This window comes from Tenacibaculum mesophilum (assembly GCF_003867075.1).
Taxonomy (GTDB): domain Bacteria; phylum Bacteroidota; class Bacteroidia; order Flavobacteriales; family Flavobacteriaceae; genus Polaribacter; species Polaribacter mesophilus.
In genome coordinates this window covers 2,172,482-2,196,651 of sequence record NZ_CP032544.1, presented here as the reverse complement: position 1 = coordinate 2,196,651, position 24,170 = coordinate 2,172,482, and the positions used below count along the sequence as shown (strand labels likewise).

The following is a 24,170-nucleotide window of genomic DNA, read 5'->3' as shown; positions in this document are numbered from 1 at the left end:
TATCGGAATTGTATCGAGACGTCATTAGTTGGTTTTCGATACATCTCCCTTTAGTCGATACTCGAACTGACAGCATTTTTTTGTATTGTTTACATTAAATTATTCTTTCTTTTTCTTGCCAAAAAGTCGGTTAAAAAAACCTTTAACTCCTTTTTCTCTGTATGGAGGACAGTCAATTGACGAAGAAATCTCTTCAGGAATATCGAAAGGAGTTAAATATTTATTTCTTAACTCAGGATTGTTTTCAATTTCTTTAAGAATGTTCGCTACAATAGGTAGCGCTAAAGAAGAACCAGAACCATTTCCGCTCGTAAAATGCACATCGTTTTTAGAAGTCCCTACCCAAGTTCCGAGAACAATATTCGGTGTATAAGCCATAAACCAAGCATTGGTGTAGTTTTGAGCAGTACCCGTTTTACTGGCTAACGGACTTTTAATTTTATACCTGTTTCGTATGCTAGCTCCTGTTCCTTGTTCTACAGCTTGTTGTAATATGGTGGTTAAGGTTTGCGCGCTTTCTTTAGTGAATACTCTTTCGGGTTTTTTCGCTTCGCTTTCATAAATAATATTTCCTTCCTTGTCGGTAATTTTATGAATCATGTACACATCATTCATTTCACCATTATTAGCAAAGGCACCGTAAGCTCTTGTGGCTTCAAAAAGCGATACATCAAGTGTTCCCAAGGCAATGGAGGGAGCATTGTTAGGAAATTCAGGAAAGTTCAAAGCTTTGCAGGTAGTAATAAGCCTCTCTTTTTCTAGTTTAAAATATAAATTAACGGTAGGAATGTTCATAGATTTTATCAAGGCATACCACATGGCAACTTTTTTATCGGGAGTTGAGCTATGGTCGGCATTTTTCGGTTCCCAATTATCGTATTCTGGATAAGTTTTTTCTTCGTTTTCAAAATAATCACACGGAGCAATTCCATTTTCTAATGCTGTAGCGTACAAGAATGGTTTAAATGCCGAGGCTATTTGGCGGTGTGATAGCACCATATCAAAAGGAAGCGTGTTAAAATTGTTGCCACCTACCCAACTCAAAACAGCTCCGTTTTTCGGATTCGTAACCAAAACAGAAGCATTTAGCATTTTATCGTAATACCAAAGACTGTCAATTTTGTTGCCTATGATGTTTTTTGTACTATCCCAGTCAAATAGTTGGATAGTTCTCTTTTGCTTATCTTTTTCTGTAAACTGCTGCTTTTTTAACCATCTATTTTTTAGTTTGTTTGAAGCTAATTCTTTGTCTAATTGTTTTTGTTTGATAATGAGCTGTTCTTTAGCAGCTTTTTCTGCAATTTGTTGAATTTCATAATTCAGTGTCGTATAAATTTTTAAACCGTCTGTTTTTAAGTTGTAATTAGTGTTTGCAGTGTCATTAATAGCTTTTATAATTTCTAAAGCTTTTTTCTTAACTTGATAAGTGAAATAACCAGCGGTGGCATTTACATCAAGGTTTTTGTAGTTAAGTGTAATAGGTAGTTTTTGTAAACTGTCGGTAACCTTATTACTTATATACGATTCGCTATTCATTAACTGAAGAACCGTATTACGACGTTTTTTGGCATTTTCTGGATTCAAGCGTGGATTGTAATACGTATTGGCTTTTAACATTCCCACAAGTACGGCAGACTCCTCAATGTTTAATTCGCTAACTGATTTGTTAAAAAACCGATTGGTGGCTGATTCTATTCCGAAACTATTTTCGCCAAAAGGAACAGAATTAAAATACAGTTGTAGTATTTCATCTTTGCTATATAGGTTTTCCATTCGACTCGCAATGATGAGTTCTTTTATTTTATTGATGGGCATACTCAAAAAACCGTGGTATTTTCTTCCGTAGAGGTTTTTAATTAACTGTTGCGTAATGGTACTTCCACCGCCTCCAGAAGCATCTTGTAGTAAGATACTTCTAAAGAAAACACGTGCATAACTTTGACCATCGTAGCCATTATGGGAATAGAATCGTTTATCTTCTGTAGCTATTAACGCTTCTTTTAAGTAATTTGGAATTTGTTCTAGTCGAACATTGGTTCTGTTTTCAGCAAATAGTTTACCTATAATTATCTCGTCTGATGAATAAATTAAAGAAGCTTCTTCATTGATGATAGATGTCAATTCTTCTTTATTAGGGAGCTTCCCAAAGACTTCAAAATATACTAACGAAAATAATACTACTACTAAAAGAACTCCAAACAGTATTAATCCTGTAGCGTATTTTAACAAAAGAGTTAATTTCTTACTTCCTTTAAGTTGAAGTTGTATTTCTTTCAATATTTTCATTGTACAAAATAACGAATTCTAGTTGGTAAAATTGTAAGAGTGTAATATAATGGTTTGGGTTAAGAGAGATGTGATTAGAAATTGGTTTTAATTTGTTAGAGCGCTTTCAATTATAGAAAAAGTTTTATCTACGGGGTTTATTTCTGCTTTTATTCCGTAGGGAATTGTGAAAGTAGGGCAAGTATGTCCAAAATCCATTTCTGTAATTATTGGTAAATCTGTTAAACCAGCTTCGTCTCTAATTACTTGAATTAATGCTTTCTCATATTCTACTACATATTGATTATTGTAAGGTCTACCAACTATTAATCCTTTAATATTATGTATAATACCGGAAGCAACATAGTTTCTTAAAATCCAAAGAAAATAATGGGGAGGCATCATTGCTTCTGATGTTTCAAAAAACAATATTTTACCTTTCCAATCTGAAGGGCTTACCCATAATTTTGTGTCTTTTAAGGTTTCTAAAACATCAAAACACCCCCCTAATAGCTCTCCAGATACTGTTTTTGTACCCTGTAAAAACTTCCATCCATTGGGTTTTGTTAATTGTCTTGATATATTTTGGTTTTCTGGATTCTCCCATTCTAATCGTTCAGATGTCCAACCTTCAGTATTAGGGCTAATTTTCCCTATAATTTTATTAGAAAATAAAGTTTGGTTAATGTCATCTATTTGGTATTGATGCATTCCATTATTTTCAGCAAATCCAACAAGTGTTGAAGTTCCATAAAAAGATGTTACTCCCGCTTTATAAAAACAAAAATGTGTTACAGTAGAATCTGAGAAACCAATAAAAATTTTCGGGTTTTTTCTAATAATATCTAAATCGATAAAAGGTAGCATTCTTATGCTGTCGTCTCCTCCAATGTTAGAAATGATTGCTTTTATAGACTTGTCCTCAAGAGCTTCCATTAAGTCTTCAGCTCTTGCTTTTGGGTTTTCATAAATCCATTTAGCAGGTTTTAACGCATTTCTAGTTTCAACAACTTCTAAATCAAAATTATCTTGTATCTGTTTTTTTCCTGTTTGATATCTATTAGGTATTTCTCCAGCACCTCCCCATGATAAAGAAATTGTAGCTACTTTATCTCCTTTTTGTAATTTTTTTGGTTTTATCATGGTTGTTTTTAAAAGTGTTTTTATGGTTGTAAGTTTATAAAAAACTTTATTTTTTGGAGGCGAAGTTAACCTTTTTTGCAATAAAAAACCTCGCTTTAGCGAGGTTCAGAACTAAAGTAGTTTACGTCTAACAACATCCACCACCATCGTAATGATAGGTAGATTCTGAGAAAAATATATCGTCTCTTCCTAACGCTTTTAAAGCTGCGGCTGTTTTATCACAAATCGCTAAGGGTTGATTTTTTAATAAGGTGTGTCCTGCTCCGTCATCAAAATAGTCTTCATCTCCAAAGTAAATGGCAGCTTTACCTGTAAATACACATGGACCATCAGCAGGCATTGGATCTTTAATCGCAGCTACTTCAATCGATTCGATATAAATCAATTCATCGGTAGGGTAATTTTTGGGGTCTAAAATTCTGTATGGTTTACGTGCTCTAATTTCAATAGTTCCAAAACCAGCATCCGTCAGCATTTTTACGTATTCCTTAATCGGTAAACTTCCGCTTAAGCATAAGGCACGTAAACGTTCGTCATTACGCAAGGTTTCGTTCATAGGTTGCTCACACGTAGGATCACTCATAACCAAACGTCCGTGAGGTTTTAACACGCGGTACATTTCAGCAATGGCTTTTTTCAGTTCTTCAGCTTTAAAAATGTTAAACAAACAGTTTTGAGCAGCTACATCAATAGAGTTGTCCTCCACAGGTAAGTGTAAAGCATCACCTTTTCGTAAATCGACAAACTCACTTTTAAACCAAGGATTTTGAGCTTCTGCTTCCACAAAATTTTTTCGAGAAGCCTCTAGCATTTCATCTACCACATCAATTCCAATCACTCCGTTTTTCTGACGTGAGAAATAAGAGAATTGTAACAATTCCATTCCGCCACCAACACCTACATATAATATTTTAGGATTGTTGGTTAAATCACGAGCATGTACGGTAGAACCACATCCGTAGTTCATTTCTTGCATGATTTTCGGAATTTTTAATCCTGGTAACTCCCAAATAGGGTTTGTTGTACAGCATAAACCAACATCAGGGGTTAACGCTGCTTCTTTGTATACATTTTTGGTGGTTTCTAAGTAACTCATATTTTTTAAGATTAAAGACCGCTACGCTGTTAGATAAAAGAATAAAGGCTTGTGTTGTTTGTCTAGGTTCTTGATTCTAATAGTCTTGCTTTATAATTTGTTTTGTTATTTCGAGCCTTTCGACTGCCGCTTAAGACATGCTAAAGCGAGAAACCTCAAGGTTGGATGCTACTTCCATTAAAAAGATTCCTTCACTATGTTCGGAATGATGTTATAATTCATTAATTAATTCTTTAAAAAGCGTGATCATTTTAGGTTCTGCTTTTCCTGCAACTTCAATGATTTCGGTAATATTTACAGGTTGTAAATTTTTGGGATCGCATTCATCGGTTAATACCGAAACAGCTGCACACGGAATGTTGAGTTGTTTTGCTACGATAACTTCAGGAACAGTGCTCATTCCTACCGCATCTACTTCTAAAATTTGTAACATTCTATACTCAGCTCTAGTTTCCAATTGCGGACCTACAACACTAGCATATATACCTTCTTTCAGGTCTATGTCGTTAGCTTTAGCAATAGCTTTCATTTGAGTGTTCAATTTTTTTGAATATGGTTCTAACATATCGGCAAAAATATTTCCAAACTCATTTGCTCCTTTAAAGGCTAGAGGAGAACCTCCTTGTAAATTCAAATGATCTTCCAATAGCATTAGATCCCCCTTTTTATAAGAAAGGTTGATAGCGCCTGCAGCATTAGAAACTAACAAAGTTCTAATACCTAGTGCGTGCATAGTTCTAATACCGTAGGTCACTTCCCATAGATTATACCCTTCGTACATATGAAAACGACCAGACATAACCACTACTTTTTTACCCGATAAGGTTCCGTAGATTAATTTTCCTGAATGAAATTCTACAGTTGCTTGTGGAAAGTGTGGAATGTCAGCATACGGTACTTCTTGTTCAATGGTTATTTCATCGACTAATTTCCCTAAACCTGTTCCTAAAACAATTCCTATTTCTGGGTTGGTAATTCCTTTGTGTTGAAGAAATTCTTGTGTTTCTTGTAGTTGTTGTTTTTTTAGCATTTTATATTGTGTTTGTCATTGCGAGCGATAGCGAAGCAATCTTTAAGTTATGACTTCGAGATAGGCAGGTTACTTCGTTCGTATACTCCCTTGTAATGACGGTTAGTTTAAAAATTGATTGAATACTGGGTTGTTTTTGATGTCGTCAAAAACATCTACATCATTTAAGGTTTCTAACAAATGTACTGATTCGTTTTGTAAATCGTTTAAGGTATCTTTTCTAACAGTTGAGGTTCCCCAGTCTTTATTTTGAAAAATATTAGCATGGAGTTTTTTCATGCCTAATAGGTAATAACCACCATCTTCTGCAGGTCCCATAACTACATCATTAGAATTCAATTTTTCAAAAGCTTCATTGATGTGCTCGGAAGTTAAATCAGGTAGATCACTACCAATAATTACAACTTTTTCATATCCAGTAGAAAATGCTTGTTGAAAAGCGTTGTGCATTCGTATACCTAAATCGTTTCCTTCTTGCAGGTGCTTTTGATATACTGGAGCATTCCAAATATCATTTTCGTGAACTTTTACCGAGTAGTATACAGCTTTATCGCAAGTTAAATTTTGGGTAACTTGTTTTGTGTGTTCTAATAAGAATTTATAAATATCTAACGCAGCTTCGTCTCCAATTGTTTTAGCTAAACGTGTTTTTACTTTACCTAATTCTGGGTTTCTAGTAAATATTAGAAGAAGATTTCTCGACTGCTCTCGAAATGACACTTCATTTTGATTATTCATATATTTTTTCTCCTTTGTGTAACCATTTACTCCATTCTTTATTGAAAGCATGGACTTTTTCTGTAGGTTTGTTTTGTAGGTTAACGATTGTGTTTCCTTGGTTTTTCCATTCGAAAATACCACCATATAGGTTAAAAATGTTGATAAAACCTTCTTTTTGTAGTTTTTCGGCAATGTCTTCTGAACGAATTCCTAAAGAACAATATACTACAATTTTGGTATTCTTGTTTTTAGGAAGTTTTGCTAAGGTGTTTTCTAAATTAAAAAGATCATAACCGACACAAATAGCATTTTTAAGATGACTGACTTTGAATTCTCTAGGTTCACGAGCGTCGAGTATAATTGTGTTGTCACCTTGAGCGGAGTCGAAAGGCTTTTCTTTTTGTAGTTCACTAACAGAAATATACGGAACACTTTCAGTATTATATTTTTTCAATAACTGTTCTAGGTTCTTTTGAGAAAAAGAATTTATGGATATTAATAATATGAGAAAGAAGAGGTTTTTCATATCTAAAAAACATTCACGGTGTTTGATAAAATCTATAGAGAATTAAAGTGATTATATCTCGATACAATTTTTCTTCCAAAATGTCAGAAAAACCACTCGATGTGACATTATTTTACTTTTACATAACTTCATTGTTTTATTAATTCATTGAGCTATGCTACGGTTCCTTGACAACTACTTCCTGCACCAGCGGTACAACCATAACAGTGTTGATTGATAATGATATTTCTGTTTTGTAATAATGCTTCGTTGTATTCAGAAATGTGCTGTGATTTGCTTGCTACTTTTAGATTTAGCATTTGATTGAAATCGCAATCATATAAATATCCGTCCCAACTTACCGATAGTGTGTTGGTACACATTACATTTTCTACTGCCATAGGATTGTAGGCTTCTACTAACGAATACATATAATCTTCATAATTTTCGGAAGCAATTAAGTAATCTAAAAATCGACTGATAGGTAAATTGGTAATAGCAAAAAGTGAATTGAAAATAATATCAAAATCTTCTTTCAAAGCTTTTTTAAAATCAGCTTCCAAAGCTGCTTGGTCTCCTGGTAAGAAAGCTCCTGATGGATTATAGACTAAATCTAGTTGTAAGCCAGTTCCTTCAATTCCATATCCCACAGCATTTAGCATTTTTAAAGCTTCAATAGATTTGTCGAAAACACCATCACCGCGTTGTTTGTCGGTTTTTCCACGAGTCCAGTGAGGCATAGAAGAAACTACATGTACATTGTGCTTTTTAAAAAACTCGGGTAAATCGTAATACTTTTTATTCGCTCTAATAATAGTTAAGTTAGAGCGCACAATAAAATCTTTAATTCCTGCTTTGGAAGCTTCTTCTACAAACCATCGAAAATTCGGATTCATTTCAGGAGCTCCACCCGTTAAATCCAGGGTGTGTGCTCCAGTTTTTCGAATCACATCTAAACATTGCTCCATGGTTTCTGTGGTCATAATTTCTTTTCGGTCAGGACCAGCATCAACATGGCAATGTGCACAAACTTGATTACACATGTACCCTAAATTAATTTGAAGAATTTCTAATTTTTTAGGATGTAATGGAAACTGATTGGTCTCTTTGAGTTTTTTGGCAAACGTAGGTAATTCACCATCAGCAAAAATTCCGTTTGAGATGATTTCAAGCTGGCGTTGCGTGTTAGCTAAATCGTTGTTTCTAGATTTTAAAGATTTTTTCATTATCCTTTCTATAAAGCTGAAATAAGGTCAGCTTCTCATCTTTTTTAGTGTTTAATATCCTTTGACTAGTTCCTAATGTAGTTTCAATCAAAATACACTTTGATTGAAACTAATGCTCGGGATAAGCGATTCACATAATTTTGATTTTCAAAATTAGTTTTCTGCTTACATTTCTAATTTATTGACTTTATTCATCATTTGAACCCCGTGTACTAAAGTTGCTCCACTTTTAATGGCAGCTCCTACATGAATGGCTTCCATCATTTCCTCTTTAGTAATACCTCGTTGTAATCCGTCTTTAGTGTATGCATCAATACAATAAGGGCATTGTTCAGTATGTGCAACAGCTAAAGCGATTAAGCTTTTTTCACGTGCGGTTAGAGCTCCTTCTTCAAAGACTTTTCCGTAATAATCAAAGAACTTGTTTCCTAATTCTTCACTCCATTCTGTTATTTTGCTAAACTTTCGTAAGTCGGCTGGATCGTAGTATGTTTTTGACATGTTATTTCATTTCTATTAAAAAAGTAAAAATACCAAATTGTTTTCACTGCTGTTTTACAAAAGGGTAATGAGATTATTTTCCATTTAAAGACCAATCGTATTTTAAATAACTAACCTTTGCTTTTTGATTAATTTTTACATTTGAGTATTGATTCAGAAAATTGATTAAGTCTCCTTTTTTTGTGAAATCTCCTTGAAACCATTCGAATATTTTAGATAATTGGATGTTATTTTCTGAGATTTTATTTCTTGAAGAATCATTGATAAACTTTTTCATTAAAAGAGTAGTTTTTGATTCATAATTTTTTTCTGTGAAGGCATAATTTGGTAATTGAGGACAAGAGCCTGATGCGCAGTTTACAGCGACATGAATTTTTGGGTCGCTATATTTTTTACGTAAAATTTCATGTTCAATTTGATTTAAGGTATAGGTTTTACCGCCAACTTTTGCAAAAGGAATACTCCATGCGTCTTTACCTTTCTTTTTAATATTCATAATGCTTTTAAGAGGATAATTGTCCAAAATTAGTTGAATGGTGTACGCATTATATGCGTTTGCCCAAAAGGCTTTAGCTTTTGAAGTTGACCAAGATTTTTGAGGTTTTATGTTTGCTAACTCATTTAAATAAGCTTGAAGTTTAGCTTTGTCTTGTTTAAACCCTTTGTAGTTAACGCTTCCTTTTGTATTTACATGTTTTTTTAGTAACGCATCAAAAGTGTTGGTTTGAGCAGTAGAGTTTAAGAAGAAAGCTAAACTTAACAGTAAAAATATATTTCGCATGATTTTCGATTTTAAAGTTTAGACGTAGGTTTTGAGGGAACATTACAGAGGATGTTTTTAAAAGTTTGATACAAAAAAACCTTAACATTTATTTGTTAAGGTTTTAAAATTATTGTTTTCCCTGAAGTTTTATATTGAAGTACCATTCATGTTTTATCCAAGTATTCCAGTTTTTCAGATTATTATTTAAGGATATATTGGACTGACCAGAGTAACCTTGTCCAAAACAAAGTCCGTTTCCACTATTAATGTATGCGGAAGAGCCTGTATTTACACCTAAGTTAGCTCCGTCAATCAAGTACCATGTGAATATATATTCAGTATTTGCTTCAAAAAATAGTTGTAAATCAGAAAGATTAAAGTCAACCCATCCACCAAGAAATGTTGAGTCTAACTCTGTTATGGCAGTGGAAACTATTTCACCTCTTATGTTTCTAATGTCTAGGTTTAGTTTAATTGTCTTATTATGTGGAGTTCCAGTTTCATGATGTTTAAAGTTGCTTTCTAGTTTAACACTAAAAGAGGATAACTCTGTGTCGTTTTGGAATAATACACTTTGACCAGTTCCTAGGTTTCTATCGTATGGTGATATATCTGGAGCGTTAGTTCTGTTGTCTCCGCCAAACCATTTATTAGCATTTGATTGATTACAGGTGTTTGAAAAAGAGTTGCTAACGTGTTCTAGAATTACGGTGTAAGTTTTTTCAACGCCATTTTCTGCCTTAACTGTAAAGTTAACAGGGGAAGAGTAATCTATTATATCGCTTGGTAGAGGAGAAATTGAAGCTTTTTCTGATATGTTTATTTCAGTTGTTAGGTTAGAGAGGTTTAAAAAAGTAGGAAGTTTTTTTGTTATTTTATTTTCTATATTATCAATACTTGTTACTAATGTTTGATTTGTTGTTTTAATTTTAAAAGAAATGATATCGTTTTGGTCGCTTAATTCTCTTTTAATATCAATAGTATAGGTTTTAGTAGTGCCATTTTCTGCGGTTACAGTAAAAGTTAGTGGTTTGTTTATTTTTGTGATTGATTTTGGATCTGGGTTTATGGTGGATTTTTCAGAAATAAATACTTCTAATTCAACATCGTCCAGTTCTACGTAGTCGGGAATTAGACCTATAATAGAGTCTTCTGAAATTTCAAAATTTTTAATAAAATTTCCTTTTTTGATAGAAAAGCTTAGTATTTCATTTTCGTTACTTGAAATGTAATTATTTATTAGTATGTATTCTTTGTTACAAGACAAAGTAACTATTAGGACTGTTATAAGAAAAAATAGGGCTGTATTCCTTTTCATAATTTTTAATTTTAAAAGCTAAGATAGGTGTAAATTTTATAAAACAAAAAAGCCTTAACAAATAAATGTTAAGGCTTTTGTACTGAAGGCGGGACTTGAACCCGCACGGGCATTACGGCCCATTGGATTTTAAGTCCAACGTGTCTACCAATTCCACCACTTCAGCGTATGTGCTTTGTTAATGACTACTTTTAAAATGAAACCTCACTCATATAAGTGAGGTTTCTTGGTACTGAAGGCGGGACTTGAACCCGCACGAGCATTACGGCTCATTGGATTTTAAGTCCAACGTGTCTACCAATTCCACCACTTCAGCATACTCTTTTATAAAAAGGATTGAGCGAAAGACGGGATTTGAACCCGCGACCCTCACCTTGGCAAGGTGATGCTCTACCCCTGAGCTACTTTCGCGTAGTCATTTTTTATTTTAATGAACGTGCATTACTGCGAATGCGGGTGCAAATATAACACCATTTTTTTAATTACAAAGCAGTTTTCATTTTTTTTTAATTTTAATTCCAATAAAATTTTATGGTTGTTCAATAAGAATGGAATATCTTTGCAGAAATTTTTTAAAATTAGAAGTGGATTCTGTTTCATCTGTACATACTAAAACTTCCATAAAATCAATAGTTAAAGACTTTAAACAGTTAACGAAAGTTGGGTTGTCTATTAGTGTGGTTTTTACTTCTATCACTGGATATTTATTAGGGGCAGAATCGATTAATTACACTACAATAATTTTATTAGCTTTAGGAGGATATTTAATGGTTGGAGCGTCAAATGCTTTTAACCAAGTAATAGAAAAGGATATTGACGCCGTAATGCAACGTACTAAAAACCGTCCTTTACCTTCTGGAAGAATGTCAGCAACTGTAGCTTTAATTATTGCTACACTATTTACTGTTGCTGGTATTGCTATATTATACGTAATCGATCCTAAATGTGCCTTATTTGGCGCAATTTCCATCTTTTTATATACAAGTGCTTACACACCGTTAAAAGCTGTAACACCTTTGGCTGTTTTTGTAGGGGCTATTCCTGGGGCTATTCCTTTTATGTTAGGTTGGGTAGCTGCAACAGGAAAATTTGGTATAGAAGCAGGGTTTTTATTTATGATTCAGTTTTTTTGGCAATTTCCACACTTTTGGGCTATTGGGTGGCTTCAGTTTGAGGAGTACAATAAAGCAGGGTTGCATATGCTTCCAATGGATAAGAAAGACAAAGGAGCTGTTGTTCAGATTATCTTTTATACATGTATTATGATTTTAATGTCGATTGCGCCTGTATTAAAGGTGACGGGAGATTTTTATATATATCCTATAACAGCAGTAATTATTTTATTATTAGGAGTGTTGATGTTGTATTACGCGATACAGTTATACAAAACAGAAAAAAATACAGATGCTCGTAAGTTAATGTTAGCGAGTGTTTTTTACATTACAATTGTACCCATTATTTATGTGGTAGATAAATTTTTACACTAATGAGTGAACAAACGTTACAAGAAGAGTTAAAAGTAGCAAAACGTAAATCGGCAAAACCTATGTTGTGGATTTCCATGATTAGTATGGTAATGTTTTTTGCAGGGTTAACAAGTGCTTATGTTGTTAGTATGAACCGTGAAGATTGGGTGACGTTTGATTTACCTCAAGCTTTTTACATAAGTACTGTATTAATAGTGTTGAGTAGTGTTACGCTGTTTTTTTCTCAAAAACTATTAAAAAAAGATAATATACAAGCTTCGTTTACTTTATTACTAATTACTTTAGTCTTAGGGTTAGGTTTTGTATGGTATCAATATGTAGGGTTTAACGAGCTAAAAGCTGTAGGGCTTTACTTTACAGGTCCTGAAAGCACAGTGTCTACATCATTTATTATAGGAATTACGTTTATGCATGTTTTACACCTATTAGCGGGTGTAATAGTGCTTTTTGTCGTTATTTATAATCATTTTAAAAAGAAGTATTCTTCAGCTGATATGCTTGGATTTGAACTAGGTGCAATCTTTTGGCATTTCGTTGATGTGCTATGGATTTATCTATTTTTCTTTTTCTATTTTATTAGATGATGAAAAATGCGTAATTTTGGCGCACTGATTTAACAAAAATTAACAATAAGAGATTTATGGGAGCAAATATTGCTGTAAATTCTGACAACAAAGAGACCTGGGGCGGAGGTGGTGTAAAACCATTTGGAGCTAGTTATGGTAAAATGATGATGTGGTTTTTCATCGTATCAGATGCATTAACTTTTTCGGGCTTTTTAGCAGCGTATGGTTTAACACGTTTTAAATTTATTGATTCTTGGCCTATTGCTGATGAGGTATTTACACACTTTCCTGGATTACACGGTGTACATGCACCGATGTACTATGTAGCATTAATGACATTTATTTTAATTGTATCGTCGGTAACAATGGTGTTAGCTGTAGATGCAGGTCATAAAATGCAAAAGAAAAAAGTAGCTTGGTATATGTTTGCTACTATCGTTTTTGGTATTATTTTCGTTGGGTCACAGGCTTGGGAATGGAAAAACTTTATTAATGGTTCTTATGGAGCTGTAAAGTCTGCAGATAATCATATTTTACAGTTTGTAAAAGATGGTCATCAAATTGCATTAGCAGATTTTGTTCATAACGATAGAAAAGATGAAAGAATACAACACACCAGAGAAAATGGTTTATGGTTTCAAAATGAAGCAACTATTTCTCAGTATTCAGTAGCTCAGGTACAAGAAGCTTTTAAAGCAGATCCATCTTTATTAATAAGAATTGAAAAAATTAATCCTGAAACGAAACAAAAAATTGTTTTGTCAAGAGAAGAAAGTATTGCAAAGTTAGCTACAGCTACAAAAGTTGTTGAAGGTGCTAACTTAATAGAAAATGAGTATGGAAATCCTATCTTTGCTGATTTCTTTTTCTTTATTACAGGATTTCACGGATTTCACGTATTTTCAGGTATTATTTTAAATATCATTATTTTCTTTAACGTTGTATTAGGTACCTACGAACGTAGAGGACACTACGAAATGGTTGAGAAGGTAGGTTTATATTGGCACTTTGTAGATTTAGTTTGGGTATTTGTATTTACTTTCTTCTACTTAGTATAATTAAAAAAACAATAGTAAAAATGGGTCACGCACACGAATCAAATACAAAAAGAATTTGGGTTGTTTTAGCAATCTTAACAATAGTTACAACAGTAGAGGTAGTATTAGGTATTATTAAACCAGCATCTTTACACCTACATGGTTGGGGTACTAGTTGGTTAAACTGGATATTTATAATATTAACAATCGTAAAAGCATACTATATAGCATGGGCTTTTATGCATTTAGAAGGAGAAAAGCCATGGCTTAGACGTTCTATAGTTTGGACGGGAGTTTTCTTAATTTGCTATTTAGTTACACTCGTTTTAATTGAAGGTGATTACTTATTTGAAACATTATCACCATTAGTAAAATGGTAATCGTATAAAAACAGTTAAAAGGTGGTGTAAACCACCTTTTTTTATATAAGAACATTAAAAATGAATAAAACGAAAAGAAACATAGTGTTATTTGCACTGTTTATTGTGCCGCTATTGTTTTATATATTTTTGTCATTAGGAATTAATAACTTTGCTAAGTTACCTGTACTAACAGAAAATGTAATTGATGTCTCATCAATTAGTAATAAAGATCAGTTTGATAAGAGAATATCAATAGTTACCTTTATAGGAAGTAATGTACAAGACACAAAAGGAGAATTATTTAATCTCAATGAAAAAATCTATAAACCATTTTATGGATTCAAAGACTTTCAGCTAGTTGTTATTGCTTCTAAAGAAGCAAAAGAAGAAGTAGAAAAACTTCAGAAGGAAATAGGAGTTTATACCAATATGATAAAATGGAACTTTATCTTTGCTAGTGATGCTGAAATTGAGGTACTGTATGATAGCTTTAAAACAAACCAATCATTAGATAGAAATTTACATTCTTCAAAAGCTTTTATAATTGATAAAAATGGGAGCTTAAGAGGCAGAACAGATGATGAAGATAGTTTAGGAGGAAAGTTGTTTGGTTATAATATGAAGTCTGTAGCTGAATTAAACAATAAAATGAAAGATGATGTTAAGGTAGTATTGGCTGAATATCGTTTGGCATTAAAAAAGAATAACGCAGATAGAGAAATTTAAGGAAGACTCACATGAAAAAACAAAATTATTCATACATAGGTATTTCACTAATAGTATTGCTTTTTGGTATTTATGCAATTCCTAAGATTATAGCACATTTTCAAACAGCAAATCTGCATAAATTTAATAAAGTACCCGACTTCGAATTTATCAATCAAGACGGTGAAACAATCACCAATAAGGACTACGAAGGAAAAGTATATGTAGTTGAGTTCTTTTTTGCCACTTGTCCTACTATCTGTCCTTTAATGAATGCACAAATGGTAGAAATTCAAAATGAATTTATGGGGAATCCTAATTTTGGTATAGCATCATTTTCAATTACTCCAGAAATTGACACACCACACCAATTGAAAGAATATGCTAAGAATAATGGTATAAACCATAGAAACTGGCATTTACTTACTGGAAAACCAGAGGATATTGTATATGATTTGTCAAATGAAGGTTTTAAGCTGTATGCAGGGAAAGGAGAAGCTAGCCATGGTGGATTTGAACATTCTGGTTTGTTTGCATTAGTAGATAAAGATGGATATATCCGTTCAAGATTTGATGAACATGGAAATCCAATTATGTATTACAGAGCCTTAGATGAACATAATTTCGGAAACCAAATTAGTGAGTTAAAAGAAGATATTAAGTTATTACTGAAAGAGTAACATGAGTGCAACAGAAGAAAAAAAATATAAAAAATTTATTACTATAGTTTCTATCGTAATCCCTATAGCAGTAGCTGCTCTATTTGGAATTAAAATACCTAATGTAGAACCATTGTCTTTTTTACCGCCTATTTATGCTAGTATAAATGGTTTTACGGCTATGTTGCTCGTCGCTTCAGTAGTTGCAATCAAAAACGGAAAAATAAAATTACATGAACAGCTAAATACCACAGCTATTGTTTGTTCAGCACTATTCTTAGTGATGTATGTAGCATATCACATGACTTCAGATTCTACTAAATTTGGAGGAGAAGGAATAATTAAATATGTGTATTTTTTCATTTTAATTACTCATATATTATTGTCAATAATCATTATTCCATTTGTATTGATAACTTTTATGAGGGCTCGTTTGGGTAATTTTCCTGAACATAAAAAAATAGCAAAAATTACATTTCCCTTATGGTTATATGTAGCGGTTACTGGAGTAGTTGTTTATTTAATGATATCACCTTATTATGTTTAAAAAGATTATATTTTTAATATTACTTGGTTTTTCTTTCAATACTTCAGCACAATGTGCAATGTGTAAGGCAGTGATAGAAGGAGGAAATGAAACTATTGCTGAAGGAGTAAATAATGGAATAACTTATTTAATGGTGTTTCCATATATATTAGTCGGACTTTTATTTTACTTTATTTATCGTCACAAAAAGAAAGCAAAAAATTAGTTTTCCTAAAAATCAAGAATTTTTTGTAACATTTTTTTGTTTTAATCGTCACATAGTAGCAATAAATAAAATAACTTACCATATTTACATATTAAGTTATAAAATTGTTTGCTAGCTTTTGTAATTAATAGAAAAGCGATATATTTCTACTTTTAGAAATATCAACTAACTGAGTTTAAATAAAAAATATTGATCTTTTGAAAACTAAAATTGCATTATTTGCAGCTATTTTTACTTCTGTAGCTGTTTTTTCACAAAAACAATGGACACTTAAAGAGTGTGTAGATTACGCATTAAAAAATAATATAACAGTTAAGCAAAACCGCTTAAATATTGAGATTGCTGAAGCAGATGTTAAAAGTAATAAAGCTAATTTTTTACCAAGTATAAATGCTTCAACATCAGGAAACCTTTCTACTGGGTCTTCATTTGACCCTGTATCTCAAAACAGAACAGAAAATACAACCCTATTTGGAGGGGCGTTAGGTGTAAATGCTAGTTATACGGTTTTTAATGGTTTTAAAAACTTAAATCAAAAAAAGCAAGCAGTATTAGGAGTAGAAGGGAGTAAACTAGATTTAGCCAAAGTAGAAAATGATATTTCACTTAATGTAGTTAATGAGTATTTAAATGTATTATTTGCTAAAGAAAATTTATCAGTAGCTAAGGTGCAAGCAGAAATCAGTAAAAAGCAAATTGAAAGAGCAAGAGCTCAGTTTGAAGGAGGAGTAATACCCAAAGGAGATTTATTAAACGTCGAATCTACGGCTGCAAATGATGTTCAAAATGTAGTACTACAAGAAAATACTTTGAGTATAGCTTTATTAAGATTAAGTCAATTATTACAAATTCCTTCCAAAGATTTTAATGTAGCAGATATTGAAGTAGGGTCTCCTTCAGCAGCATTATTATATGATAACGCAAATGTGGTATATGAAAAAGCATTAACTGTTTGGCCAGATATAGAAAGAGCTAAATTAGATGTTGAAAGCACTAAATTAGGTGTTGAAATTGCTAAATCAGGATATTATCCTACTATCAATGCTTCTTTAGGAGCCAACACAAATTATAGGTATTTTTTAGATCCTTCAGCTCCAGCAGGTAGGCTTTTAGATCAGTTAGATGGTAATTTAGGTTTTAGCCTAGGATTTAGCGTTAATATTCCAATTTTTAATGGGTTTAGAAATGATGCTAATGTTGAACGATCTATTGTAAATAATTCAATTAGTGAATTTAGATTGGAAAGTCAAAAATTACAGTTGCAACAAGAAATTGAAAGAGCTTTTTTAGATGCTAAAGCAGCTGCTAAAACATATGAAGCAGCACAAGTATCATTAGAGGCTCAAAAAGAAGCCTTTAAAAATGCACAAGTTAGTTATGACTATGGATCAATGACTCAATTTGATTTTGATCAAGTACGTAATCGATTAGTAAATGCAGAAGGAGCAATGATTAGGGCTAAATATGATTATGTATTTAAAACGAAAGTATTGAAATTTTATTACGGGGAGTCAATTGTTGACTAACTAAGAAAAATTTATTTATTGTTGAAAAAGCCTTGTTAGAATTTTACTAATGAGGTTTTTCTTTATAATGTATCTTTGCCAAAAATAAATTTTCAGATTTGGCAACAATCTTACACATAGAAACAGCAACAAAAAACTGTTCGGTTAGCGTAGCAATAAAAGGAGAGCTTTTAGCTTTACAAGAGTTAAATGATGGAAATTATTCACATGCTGAAAAGCTGCATCCATTTATTCAACAAGTAATGAAAAAAGCAAAGCTTTCTTTTAATGATATTGATGCTGTTGCAGTAAGTAAAGGTCCTGGTTCTTATACAGGACTACGTATTGGAGTGTCAGCAGCAAAAGGATTATGTTTTGCTTTTGACAAGCCTTTAATATCTATTGAAACATTACAATCATTAGCTCATAAAGTTTCTGTAAAGGAAGGAGTTGTTGTCCCGATGTTAGACGCACGTCGTATGGAAGTATATGCAGCTGTATATAATTCTAAATACGAACAGGTAAGAGATATAAAAGCAGAAATCATAAATGAAAGTTCTTTTGAAGAATATTTATCTAAAGGGAAGGTATACTTTATAGGTGATGGAGCAGAAAAGTGTAAAGGAATAATTGTGAACGAAAATGCAGTTTTTATTGATGGAGAGTTTCCTTCTGCAAAAGAAATGGTTCAGTTAAGTTTAGATAAGTACAAAAAAAACGACATCGAAGATGTCGCTTATTTTGAACCTTTTTATTTAAAAGATTTTGTAGTTACGCCTGAAAAAAAACGTTAACCCTCTTTGTGGATTTCTACTGAGTGAGGGTAAGGAATTTCAATTCCAGCATTATCTAAGGCTATTTTTGTGTTTTCAGTTATATCAAAGTATACAGCCCAATAATCTTCTGTTTTAGACCAAGGTCTCACAGCAAAATTTACAGAACTATCTGCCAATTCAGATACATTTACTGTAGGAGCAGGGTCTTTTAATACTTTTGGGTGCGAGGTAATAACATTCATTAATATTTCTTTGGTTTGTTTAATATCAGCATCGTAAGAAACACCAAAGGTTAAATCTACTCTACGTGTACCTTCGGCAGAGTAATTAACAATGTTTCCATTAGATAAAGAACCATTAGGTATAATTATTTCTTTGTTAGATAAGCCCGTAAGCTTGGTAGTAAATATTTCTATTTCTTTTACAACACCAATTTCACCTTGAGCCTCTATTAAATCTCCAATCTTAAAAGGTTTAAAAAGCATAATTAAAACACCGCCAGCAAAATTACCTAAAGAACCTTGTAAAGCAAGACCAACAGCCAAACCAGCTGAGGCTAAAATAGCAGCAAAAGACGTGGTTTCAACACCTAGTTTTGCTATTACTGTGATTATTAAAAGGATTTTTAAAGTCCAATGTAGTAAATTAACTAAGAACTTTTGTAGCGTAATGTCTACTTCTCTTTTAATCATTATTTTTCTTGTAGCTTTAAGTAGTAGTCCAATAATGTAAGAACCTACAATGTAAATAATAATAGCCATAATCGCTTTCGGAGCGTATGTCATTATTAAATCTTGAAATTTTTCAAAATACTTTTCCATTTTTATGGTAAATTTTAGTTGTTAATAAATGATTTTTAATAAGTAGCGGTTAGATTTTATAGTATTAAACTGATTAAACCTAATAAAGCAGGAATAGACTGAATGACAAAAATACGAGGTTTTTTTGTAGAAAAAGAACCATAAAGACCAGCAATAAAAACACAAATCAAGAAAAATATTCCCACATCAATTTTTTGTGATAAAATAGACCAAGTTAAACCAGCTGCAAGAAAGCCGTTGTATAACCCTTGATTAGCGGCTAATACTTTTGTTTCCTCAGCAAAATCTTTTGATTTTAAACCAAAGGTTTTTATTCCTTTAGGTTTGGTCCATAAAAGCATCTCTAGTACAAGAATATATAAATGAATAATAGCTACTAGAGTTAAAAGAGAATATTGTATAATGTTCATGATAATTAATAAAGATGAAATATGCTGCTCGAGCAACTACTAAAACCGCATATAGTAAGTGACTAGTTTATATTGATGTTAACTTACTTCAAAAGTTACTTTTAGGTTTACTCTAAACTCAGTTACTTCATCATCATTAACAACCACACTTTGTGATTGTACAAAAGCAGATTTAATTCCTTTTACAGATTTAGAAGCTTGTTTAATGGCTTTTCTAGTAGCATCTTCCCAGCTTTTTTCAGAGTTTGCTAAAATTTCAATAACTTTCATTACTGCCATAATAATTTTTTTAAAGATTAATACATGTAAATATAAGCTTTTAATAATGTTTTTATGTAGATGAAATATCTAATGTTAATTTAATGTTATGTAAATGTTTTTAATATGTAAATTTTTTGTATATTTGTGTTAAGAGGTATTAACTTTAAAAGATTTACATTATGAAAAAATTAATAATAGCAGTTTGTATGTTGTCGGTTTCATTTATGCAAGCTCAAGACGTGGAACCAAAATATGAAGTTGAAGGAGACTTAGTAAAAGCTACTTATTTTTATAAAGATGGCACTATTAAAGAGCAAGGTTTTTTCAAAGATAAAAAGTTAACAGGTACTTGGACTTCTTTTGATAAAAAAGGAAATAAAGTAACTATCGGTCATTATGAAGCAGGAAAAAAAGTAGGTAAATGGTTTATGTGGAAAGAAGATGGGTTAAAAGAAATTGATTTTAAAGACAATGCCATAGCAAGCGTACAAACTTGGAAGGAAGAGACCAAAATGGCAGTGAAATAAGTTAATATTTTGCAGAATAAGAAAATTAGACCGAGTATTTTAGATACTCGGTTTTTTTATTTTCTACCAAAATCAGCAGGGATTTCACCCCAAGCCTTAGTTTCCCACTTTAATAACGGGTTTTTATAAGAATTCTCTTCCAACCATTTTTCAGCACGTCTAATTAAATCTAAAATTTCTTTATTAGAACTATCAAATGTAATATTGGTTCTGCATTGCTTCTTTTTAACCCAACTCATAGCGATTTTAGAGTCAGAATAAATAGGGAGAGAATCCATATTTTTACTTTTTAACAAAGCAATTCCATGTACAAGAGCTAAGAACTCACCAATATTATTAGTGCCGTTATTAAATGGTCCCATTTTAAATATTTCTTTCTTGTTATGAGTTAATACCCCTCTGTATTCCATTAAGCCAGGGTTTCCGGCACAAGCAGCGTCAACAGAAATGCTTTCTAAGATGGGAGAGCCGTATTTGGCTTTTTCTTTTGCGGAAAGGCTTATTTTTTTAGTATCTTTTCCTTTATAGTCATTATAGCTTTTTTTTAAGGCTAATTCAGCTTCGTTTTTATCAGCAAAAGCTTTGTATTGTGCACCAGTAAAACCATCAATTTGCTTTTTACAAGTATCCCAAGATGAAAAAACACCTGTTTTTTTTCCCTTCCAAACTACATAATATTTTTTCTTCTTACTCATTCTGTAAAATAACCTCTTCTATAACCTTTGGGAAATGTTTATATTCTAATTCATGAACTTTCTTTGCTATAGTCTCTGGAGTATCATTAAATGAAATAGCTGTTTTAGCTTGGAAGATAATAGCACCTTCGTCATAATTTTCATTCACGTAATGTATAGTAATACCTGTTTCAGTTTCATTGTTTTCTTTTATAGCATTATGTACGTTCATTCCGTACATTCCTTTTCCTCCATATTTTGGTAATAAAGCAGGGTGTATATTTATTATTTTATTAGGGAAAGCTTCCACAATTTTAGAAGGAATACGCCATAAAAAACCAGCTAATACAATAATATCAGCTTCAGCGAGTAAAAAGTTTAAAACAGTGTCATCTTTACTAAAGCTTTCTCTATCAAATAAAGATGCATCAATGTTTAGTCGTTCGCAACGGTCAAAAACTTTGGCACGTTGGTTGTTAGAAAGCACATGAGTAACAATTGCAGTTTTAGTGGAGTTGAAGTGTTTTATGATGTTTTCGGCATTGGAACCCGAACCAGAAGCAAAAATAACGATGCGTTTCATGTTAAAATTTAGTTGTTTTGTTACTACAAAAAAAAGAATAATTATTAACAATGGTGGTGTATGTAGCAAAATATTCAGGTATTTTTTTTATTTTAGACATCACATTTTTGAGCAAAAATTAGAATTAATAACTAAGATTTGTATTTTTGCCTCGATTTTAAATTTTAAAACAAACAAATTATGTCAGACATTGCATCAAGAGTAAAAGCAATTATCGTAGACAAATTAGGAGTAGACGATAACGAAGTAACTAACGAAGCAAGCTTCACAAACGATTTAGGAGCAGATTCTTTAGATACGGTTGAGTTAATCATGGAATTCGAAAAAGAATTTGATATTCAAATTCCAGATGATCAGGCAGAAAACATTGGTACTGTAGGTCAAGCGATTAGCTATATTGAAGACGCAAAAAAATAAGATTATATGCAATTAAAACGAGTTGTAGTAACTGGACTTGGCGCATTAACGCCAATAGGAAACAATAAAGAAGAGTATTGGAATAGCTTGGTTAACGGAGTTAGCGGAGCAGCACCTATAACGTATTTTGATGCTGCCAAGTTCAAAACTCGTTTCGCATGTGAGCTTAAAAATTTCAACGCGACCGATTTTATAAATAGAAAAGAGGCGCGTAAAATGGATAAGTTTACGCAATATGCGATGGTTGCTTCAGATGAAGCAATTGCTGATGCTAAGCTAAATCTAGATGATGTTAACAAATTAAGAGTTGGTGTTATTTGGGGAGCTGGTATTGGAGGATTGGAAACGTTTCAAAATGAGGTGTTAAACTATGCTGAAGGAGATGGATCTCCTCGTTTCAATCCTTTTTTTATTCCAAAAATGATTGCAGATATTGCCCCTGGGAATATTTCTATTAAAAATGGATTTATGGGGCCTAACTATACTACGGTATCTGCTTGTGCATCGTCTGCAAATGCTATGATTGATGCTTTGAACTATATTCGACTAGGTCATTGTGATGTAGTTGTAACAGGGGGAAGTGAAGCTGCTGTTACAATTGCAGGTATGGGTGGTTTTAACGCTATGCACGCCCTATCTACTAGAAATGAAAGTCCAGAAACAGCTTCAAGACCATTTGATGCTGAACGTGATGGATTCGTTTTAGGAGAAGGTGCAGGAGCTATAGTTTTAGAAGAGTATGAACATGCTAAGGCTAGAGGAGCAAAGATTTACGCTGAAGTTATTGGTGGAGGGTTATCGTCAGATGCTTACCATATGACAGCACCTCACCCAGATGGAATAGGTGTAATTGCAGTAATGAAAAACTGCTTAGAAAACGCAGGTATAAAACCTGAAGATGTAGATCATATTAATACACATGGGACTTCAACACCTTTAGGAGATGTTGCTGAATTAAAAGCAATATCTGAAGTTTTTGGAGATCATGCAAAGAACATTAATATTAACTCAACAAAGTCTATGACTGGACACTTGTTGGGGGCTGCAGGTGCTATTGAAGCAATAGCATCATTATTAGCAATGGAACATGGTGTTGTTCCTCCAACAATTAATCATGTTAATGTTGATGAAAACATCAATCCAGAATTAAACCTAACGTTGAATAATGCTCAAAAAAGAGATATTAAAGTTGCTATGAGCAACACATTTGGTTTCGGTGGGCATAATGCTTGTATAGCCTTTAGAAAACTAGATTAATCTTTTATGAATTTTCTTCGTAGAATTGTTAAACCCCAAAACAAAGAGGATGAAAACTTCTACTACGAATTAAAAGAGCTGCTTAATTTTAAACCAATTAAGTTATCGTATTATAAAAAAGCATTTACGCACAGATCTTTAAAATTAGTAGATAGTAAAGGGCATCCAATAAACTACGAACGGTTAGAGTTTTTAGGTGACGCTATTTTAGGAACTGTAATTGCTTCCTATTTATTTAAAAAAGTACCTGAAGGAGATGAAGGGTATTTAACACAAATGCGATCTAAAATAGTAAGTAGAGAGCATTTAAATAGCTTAGGTAAAGATCTAGAGTTGATCAGATTTATAAAGAGTAATATTTCTAAAGAGCACGTTAGCAATAATATTCACGGAAATATTTTTGAAGCTCTGGTAGGTGCAATTTACTTAGATAGAGGATACAATTATTGCCACCAGTTTATTTACGAGCAAGTAATAATGCCTTATGTAGATATTGAAAGATTAGAAGGTAAAATATCTAGTTATAAAGGTTTTGTTATAGAATGGTGTCAAAAGCAGAAGAAAAAGTATAAGTTTGAATCATACGAAGACTCAGGTAACCAGAGTAAAAAACATTTTAGTGTACGCGTAAGTATTGATGGTAGTATTGTAGCTAAGGGAAGAGCTACCTCTAAGAAAAAAGCAGAAGAAATTGCTGCTAAAAGGGTTTATTTTGCAATGCAAAAACAAATGCTAAAATCTTAACGTATAAACAATAAACGTTTTCATAAATTTTACATAGTATTTTCTATACATTTCTTAATT

At 32.4% G+C, this 24,170-nt stretch carries 29 protein-coding genes and 3 tRNA genes; 14 read left to right on the top strand and 18 right to left on the bottom strand.

Annotated elements, in window-relative coordinates:
* Positions 1-99: 99 nt before the first annotated feature.
* From D6200_RS09920 to D6200_RS09860, 13 genes are all read right to left on the bottom strand, one after another.
* Complete coding sequence (locus tag D6200_RS09920) at positions 100-2,286, bottom strand: transglycosylase domain-containing protein (RefSeq protein ID WP_073182474.1); 2,187 nt, start codon at positions 2,284-2,286, stop codon at positions 100-102.
* Positions 2,287-2,373: 87 nt separating this feature from the next.
* Positions 2,374-3,408 (bottom strand): S66 family peptidase, encoded by a 1,035-nt coding sequence (locus tag D6200_RS09915; RefSeq protein WP_073182748.1) that lies wholly within the window; start codon positions 3,406-3,408, stop codon positions 2,374-2,376.
* 127 nt (positions 3,409-3,535) lie between these two features.
* Positions 3,536-4,504: an arsenosugar biosynthesis arsenite methyltransferase ArsM gene (gene arsM, locus D6200_RS09910; RefSeq protein WP_073182475.1), complete on the bottom strand. Its 969-nt coding sequence runs from the start codon at positions 4,502-4,504 to the stop codon at positions 3,536-3,538.
* A 211-nt stretch (positions 4,505-4,715) separates the two neighbouring features.
* Positions 4,716-5,534: a purine-nucleoside phosphorylase gene (locus tag D6200_RS09905; RefSeq protein ID WP_073182476.1), complete on the bottom strand. Its 819-nt coding sequence runs from the start codon at positions 5,532-5,534 to the stop codon at positions 4,716-4,718.
* 102 nt (positions 5,535-5,636) lie between these two features.
* Positions 5,637-6,272 (bottom strand): TIGR04282 family arsenosugar biosynthesis glycosyltransferase, encoded by a 636-nt coding sequence (locus D6200_RS09900; protein WP_047788226.1) that lies wholly within the window; start codon positions 6,270-6,272, stop codon positions 5,637-5,639.
* Positions 6,265-6,780 (bottom strand): rhodanese-like domain-containing protein, encoded by a 516-nt coding sequence (locus tag D6200_RS09895; protein ID WP_073182477.1) that lies wholly within the window; start codon positions 6,778-6,780, stop codon positions 6,265-6,267. The genes D6200_RS09900 and D6200_RS09895 overlap by 8 nt, the downstream gene beginning before the upstream one ends.
* 152 nt (positions 6,781-6,932) lie before the next feature.
* Positions 6,933-7,988 carry an arsenosugar biosynthesis radical SAM (seleno)protein ArsS gene (gene arsS / locus D6200_RS09890; protein ID WP_125064410.1) on the bottom strand — a complete coding sequence of 352 codons (1,056 nt, stop codon included), beginning with the start codon at positions 7,986-7,988 and terminating at the stop codon, positions 6,933-6,935.
* Positions 7,989-8,150: 162 nt separating this feature from the next.
* Positions 8,151-8,486, bottom strand: a complete 336-nt coding sequence (locus D6200_RS09885; protein ID WP_047788229.1) for an arsenosugar biosynthesis-associated peroxidase-like protein — start codon at positions 8,484-8,486, stop codon at positions 8,151-8,153.
* 73 nt (positions 8,487-8,559) lie between these two features.
* Entirely contained in the window at positions 8,560-9,267 is a 708-nt protein-coding gene (locus D6200_RS09880) for a DUF547 domain-containing protein (protein WP_047788230.1), read from the bottom strand.
* Between the two features lie 109 nt (positions 9,268-9,376).
* On the bottom strand, positions 9,377-10,567 hold the full coding sequence (locus D6200_RS09875) for a DUF5018 domain-containing protein (RefSeq protein ID WP_083574786.1): 1,191 nt from the start codon (positions 10,565-10,567) through the stop codon (positions 9,377-9,379).
* Positions 10,568-10,647: 80 nt separating this feature from the next.
* Positions 10,648-10,733: transfer RNA gene (locus D6200_RS09870), tRNA-Leu, on the bottom strand.
* A gap of 61 nt (positions 10,734-10,794) precedes the next feature.
* A tRNA-Leu gene (locus D6200_RS09865) sits at positions 10,795-10,883 on the bottom strand.
* Positions 10,884-10,906: 23 nt separating this feature from the next.
* A tRNA-Gly gene (locus D6200_RS09860) sits at positions 10,907-10,978 on the bottom strand.
* Positions 10,979-11,115: 137 nt separating this feature from the next.
* On the opposite strand from D6200_RS09860, the gene cyoE reads away from it, so the two are divergent.
* The 10 genes from cyoE to tsaB all read left to right on the top strand — a co-directional run bounded on the left by cyoE (position 11,116) and on the right by tsaB (position 18,434).
* Positions 11,116-12,054 carry a heme o synthase gene (gene cyoE / locus D6200_RS09855; protein WP_073182480.1) on the top strand — a complete coding sequence of 313 codons (939 nt, stop codon included), beginning with the start codon at positions 11,116-11,118 and terminating at the stop codon, positions 12,052-12,054.
* Complete coding sequence (locus D6200_RS09850) at positions 12,054-12,638, top strand: cytochrome c oxidase subunit 3 (RefSeq protein ID WP_047788232.1); 585 nt, start codon at positions 12,054-12,056, stop codon at positions 12,636-12,638. The genes cyoE and D6200_RS09850 overlap by 1 nt, the downstream gene beginning before the upstream one ends.
* Positions 12,639-12,694: 56 nt before the next feature.
* On the top strand, positions 12,695-13,678 hold the full coding sequence (locus D6200_RS09845; protein ID WP_047788233.1) for a cytochrome c oxidase subunit 3: 984 nt from the start codon (positions 12,695-12,697) through the stop codon (positions 13,676-13,678).
* 20 nt (positions 13,679-13,698) lie between these two features.
* Complete coding sequence (locus D6200_RS09840) at positions 13,699-14,037, top strand: cytochrome C oxidase subunit IV family protein (RefSeq protein WP_047788234.1); 339 nt, start codon at positions 13,699-13,701, stop codon at positions 14,035-14,037.
* 60 nt (positions 14,038-14,097) lie between these two features.
* Positions 14,098-14,745, top strand: a complete 648-nt coding sequence (locus D6200_RS09835; RefSeq protein ID WP_073182481.1) for a hypothetical protein — start codon at positions 14,098-14,100, stop codon at positions 14,743-14,745.
* 11 nt (positions 14,746-14,756) lie between these two features.
* The gene (locus D6200_RS09830) at positions 14,757-15,404 is read left to right on the top strand and encodes an SCO family protein (protein ID WP_073182482.1); all 648 of its coding nucleotides are present in this window, start codon (positions 14,757-14,759) and stop codon (positions 15,402-15,404) included.
* A gap of 1 nt (position 15,405) precedes the next feature.
* Complete coding sequence (locus tag D6200_RS09825) at positions 15,406-15,930, top strand: DUF420 domain-containing protein (RefSeq protein ID WP_047788237.1); 525 nt, start codon at positions 15,406-15,408, stop codon at positions 15,928-15,930.
* Positions 15,923-16,135, top strand: coding sequence for a hypothetical protein (locus tag D6200_RS09820; protein WP_047788238.1), 213 nt, complete (start codon positions 15,923-15,925; stop codon positions 16,133-16,135). The genes D6200_RS09825 and D6200_RS09820 overlap by 8 nt, the downstream gene beginning before the upstream one ends.
* 197 nt (positions 16,136-16,332) lie before the next feature.
* Complete coding sequence (locus D6200_RS09815; protein WP_047788239.1) at positions 16,333-17,661, top strand: TolC family protein; 1,329 nt, start codon at positions 16,333-16,335, stop codon at positions 17,659-17,661.
* Positions 17,662-17,759: 98 nt separating this feature from the next.
* On the top strand, positions 17,760-18,434 hold the full coding sequence (tsaB, locus tag D6200_RS09810) for a tRNA (adenosine(37)-N6)-threonylcarbamoyltransferase complex dimerization subunit type 1 TsaB (RefSeq protein ID WP_073182483.1): 675 nt from the start codon (positions 17,760-17,762) through the stop codon (positions 18,432-18,434).
* Here tsaB and D6200_RS09805 read toward each other — a convergent pair.
* The 3 genes from D6200_RS09805 to D6200_RS09795 all read right to left on the bottom strand — a co-directional run bounded on the left by D6200_RS09805 (position 18,431) and on the right by D6200_RS09795 (position 19,926).
* Positions 18,431-19,237, bottom strand: a complete 807-nt coding sequence (locus D6200_RS09805; protein WP_047788241.1) for a mechanosensitive ion channel family protein — start codon at positions 19,235-19,237, stop codon at positions 18,431-18,433. The genes tsaB and D6200_RS09805 overlap by 4 nt on opposite strands.
* Positions 19,238-19,293: 56 nt before the next feature.
* The gene (locus D6200_RS09800) at positions 19,294-19,647 is read right to left on the bottom strand and encodes a DUF1304 domain-containing protein (RefSeq protein ID WP_047788242.1); all 354 of its coding nucleotides are present in this window, start codon (positions 19,645-19,647) and stop codon (positions 19,294-19,296) included.
* Positions 19,648-19,725: 78 nt separating this feature from the next.
* Positions 19,726-19,926, bottom strand: coding sequence for a dodecin family protein (locus D6200_RS09795; RefSeq protein ID WP_073182484.1), 201 nt, complete (start codon positions 19,924-19,926; stop codon positions 19,726-19,728).
* A 161-nt stretch (positions 19,927-20,087) separates the two neighbouring features.
* On the opposite strand from D6200_RS09795, the gene D6200_RS09790 reads away from it, so the two are divergent.
* Complete coding sequence (locus D6200_RS09790; RefSeq protein WP_047788243.1) at positions 20,088-20,435, top strand: toxin-antitoxin system YwqK family antitoxin; 348 nt, start codon at positions 20,088-20,090, stop codon at positions 20,433-20,435.
* A 56-nt stretch (positions 20,436-20,491) separates the two neighbouring features.
* Here D6200_RS09790 and D6200_RS09785 read toward each other — a convergent pair whose 3' ends face one another.
* Together D6200_RS09785 and purN are read right to left on the bottom strand one after the other, a co-directional pair.
* Positions 20,492-21,130, bottom strand: coding sequence for a ribonuclease H1 domain-containing protein (locus D6200_RS09785; protein ID WP_047788244.1), 639 nt, complete (start codon positions 21,128-21,130; stop codon positions 20,492-20,494).
* Positions 21,123-21,692: a phosphoribosylglycinamide formyltransferase gene (gene purN, locus D6200_RS09780; protein WP_073182485.1), complete on the bottom strand. Its 570-nt coding sequence runs from the start codon at positions 21,690-21,692 to the stop codon at positions 21,123-21,125. The genes D6200_RS09785 and purN overlap by 8 nt, the downstream gene beginning before the upstream one ends.
* Positions 21,693-21,872: 180 nt before the next feature.
* Between purN and D6200_RS09775 the strand changes: the two genes are divergently transcribed.
* From D6200_RS09775 to rnc, 3 genes are read left to right on the top strand one after another with little or no spacing between them, the layout of a single operon-like run.
* Complete coding sequence (locus D6200_RS09775) at positions 21,873-22,109, top strand: acyl carrier protein (protein ID WP_028891431.1); 237 nt, start codon at positions 21,873-21,875, stop codon at positions 22,107-22,109.
* A 6-nt stretch (positions 22,110-22,115) separates the two neighbouring features.
* Positions 22,116-23,366: a beta-ketoacyl-ACP synthase II gene (gene fabF / locus D6200_RS09770; protein WP_073182486.1), complete on the top strand. Its 1,251-nt coding sequence runs from the start codon at positions 22,116-22,118 to the stop codon at positions 23,364-23,366.
* A 6-nt stretch (positions 23,367-23,372) separates the two neighbouring features.
* Positions 23,373-24,110: a ribonuclease III gene (rnc, locus tag D6200_RS09765; protein ID WP_047788247.1), complete on the top strand. Its 738-nt coding sequence runs from the start codon at positions 23,373-23,375 to the stop codon at positions 24,108-24,110.
* The last annotated feature ends 60 nt before the right edge of the window (positions 24,111-24,170 follow it).

What these genes read in the sequence shown, in the direction of transcription:
- D6200_RS09920 (WP_073182474.1), bottom strand. Translation starts at nt 2,286, where the DNA reads ATGAAAATATTGAAAGAAATACAACTTCAACTTAAAGGAAGTAAGAAA.
- D6200_RS09915 (WP_073182748.1), bottom strand. Translation starts at nt 3,408, where the DNA reads ATGATAAAACCAAAAAAATTACAAAAAGGAGATAAAGTAGCTACAATT.
- arsM (WP_073182475.1), bottom strand. Translation starts at nt 4,504, where the DNA reads ATGAGTTACTTAGAAACCACCAAAAATGTATACAAAGAAGCAGCGTTA.
- D6200_RS09905 (WP_073182476.1), bottom strand. Translation starts at nt 5,534, where the DNA reads ATGCTAAAAAAACAACAACTACAAGAAACACAAGAATTTCTTCAACAC.
- D6200_RS09900 (WP_047788226.1), bottom strand. Translation starts at nt 6,272, where the DNA reads ATGAATAATCAAAATGAAGTGTCATTTCGAGAGCAGTCGAGAAATCTT.
- D6200_RS09895 (WP_073182477.1), bottom strand. Translation starts at nt 6,780, where the DNA reads ATGAAAAACCTCTTCTTTCTCATATTATTAATATCCATAAATTCTTTT.
- D6200_RS09885 (WP_047788229.1), bottom strand. Translation starts at nt 8,486, where the DNA reads ATGTCAAAAACATACTACGATCCAGCCGACTTACGAAAGTTTAGCAAA.
- D6200_RS09880 (WP_047788230.1), bottom strand. Translation starts at nt 9,267, where the DNA reads ATGCGAAATATATTTTTACTGTTAAGTTTAGCTTTCTTCTTAAACTCT.
- D6200_RS09875 (WP_083574786.1), bottom strand. Translation starts at nt 10,567, where the DNA reads ATGAAAAGGAATACAGCCCTATTTTTTCTTATAACAGTCCTAATAGTT.
- cyoE (WP_073182480.1), top strand. Translation starts at nt 11,116, where the DNA reads ATGGAATATCTTTGCAGAAATTTTTTAAAATTAGAAGTGGATTCTGTT.
- D6200_RS09850 (WP_047788232.1), top strand. Translation starts at nt 12,054, where the DNA reads ATGAGTGAACAAACGTTACAAGAAGAGTTAAAAGTAGCAAAACGTAAA.
- D6200_RS09845 (WP_047788233.1), top strand. Translation starts at nt 12,695, where the DNA reads ATGGGAGCAAATATTGCTGTAAATTCTGACAACAAAGAGACCTGGGGC.
- D6200_RS09840 (WP_047788234.1), top strand. Translation starts at nt 13,699, where the DNA reads ATGGGTCACGCACACGAATCAAATACAAAAAGAATTTGGGTTGTTTTA.
- D6200_RS09835 (WP_073182481.1), top strand. Translation starts at nt 14,098, where the DNA reads ATGAATAAAACGAAAAGAAACATAGTGTTATTTGCACTGTTTATTGTG.
- D6200_RS09830 (WP_073182482.1), top strand. Translation starts at nt 14,757, where the DNA reads ATGAAAAAACAAAATTATTCATACATAGGTATTTCACTAATAGTATTG.
- D6200_RS09825 (WP_047788237.1), top strand. Translation starts at nt 15,406, where the DNA reads ATGAGTGCAACAGAAGAAAAAAAATATAAAAAATTTATTACTATAGTT.
- D6200_RS09820 (WP_047788238.1), top strand. Translation starts at nt 15,923, where the DNA reads ATGTTTAAAAAGATTATATTTTTAATATTACTTGGTTTTTCTTTCAAT.
- D6200_RS09805 (WP_047788241.1), bottom strand. Translation starts at nt 19,237, where the DNA reads ATGGAAAAGTATTTTGAAAAATTTCAAGATTTAATAATGACATACGCT.
- D6200_RS09800 (WP_047788242.1), bottom strand. Translation starts at nt 19,647, where the DNA reads ATGAACATTATACAATATTCTCTTTTAACTCTAGTAGCTATTATTCAT.
- D6200_RS09795 (WP_073182484.1), bottom strand. Translation starts at nt 19,926, where the DNA reads ATGGCAGTAATGAAAGTTATTGAAATTTTAGCAAACTCTGAAAAAAGC.
- D6200_RS09790 (WP_047788243.1), top strand. Translation starts at nt 20,088, where the DNA reads ATGAAAAAATTAATAATAGCAGTTTGTATGTTGTCGGTTTCATTTATG.
- D6200_RS09785 (WP_047788244.1), bottom strand. Translation starts at nt 21,130, where the DNA reads ATGAGTAAGAAGAAAAAATATTATGTAGTTTGGAAGGGAAAAAAAACA.
- purN (WP_073182485.1), bottom strand. Translation starts at nt 21,692, where the DNA reads ATGAAACGCATCGTTATTTTTGCTTCTGGTTCGGGTTCCAATGCCGAA.
- D6200_RS09775 (WP_028891431.1), top strand. Translation starts at nt 21,873, where the DNA reads ATGTCAGACATTGCATCAAGAGTAAAAGCAATTATCGTAGACAAATTA.
- fabF (WP_073182486.1), top strand. Translation starts at nt 22,116, where the DNA reads ATGCAATTAAAACGAGTTGTAGTAACTGGACTTGGCGCATTAACGCCA.
- rnc (WP_047788247.1), top strand. Translation starts at nt 23,373, where the DNA reads ATGAATTTTCTTCGTAGAATTGTTAAACCCCAAAACAAAGAGGATGAA.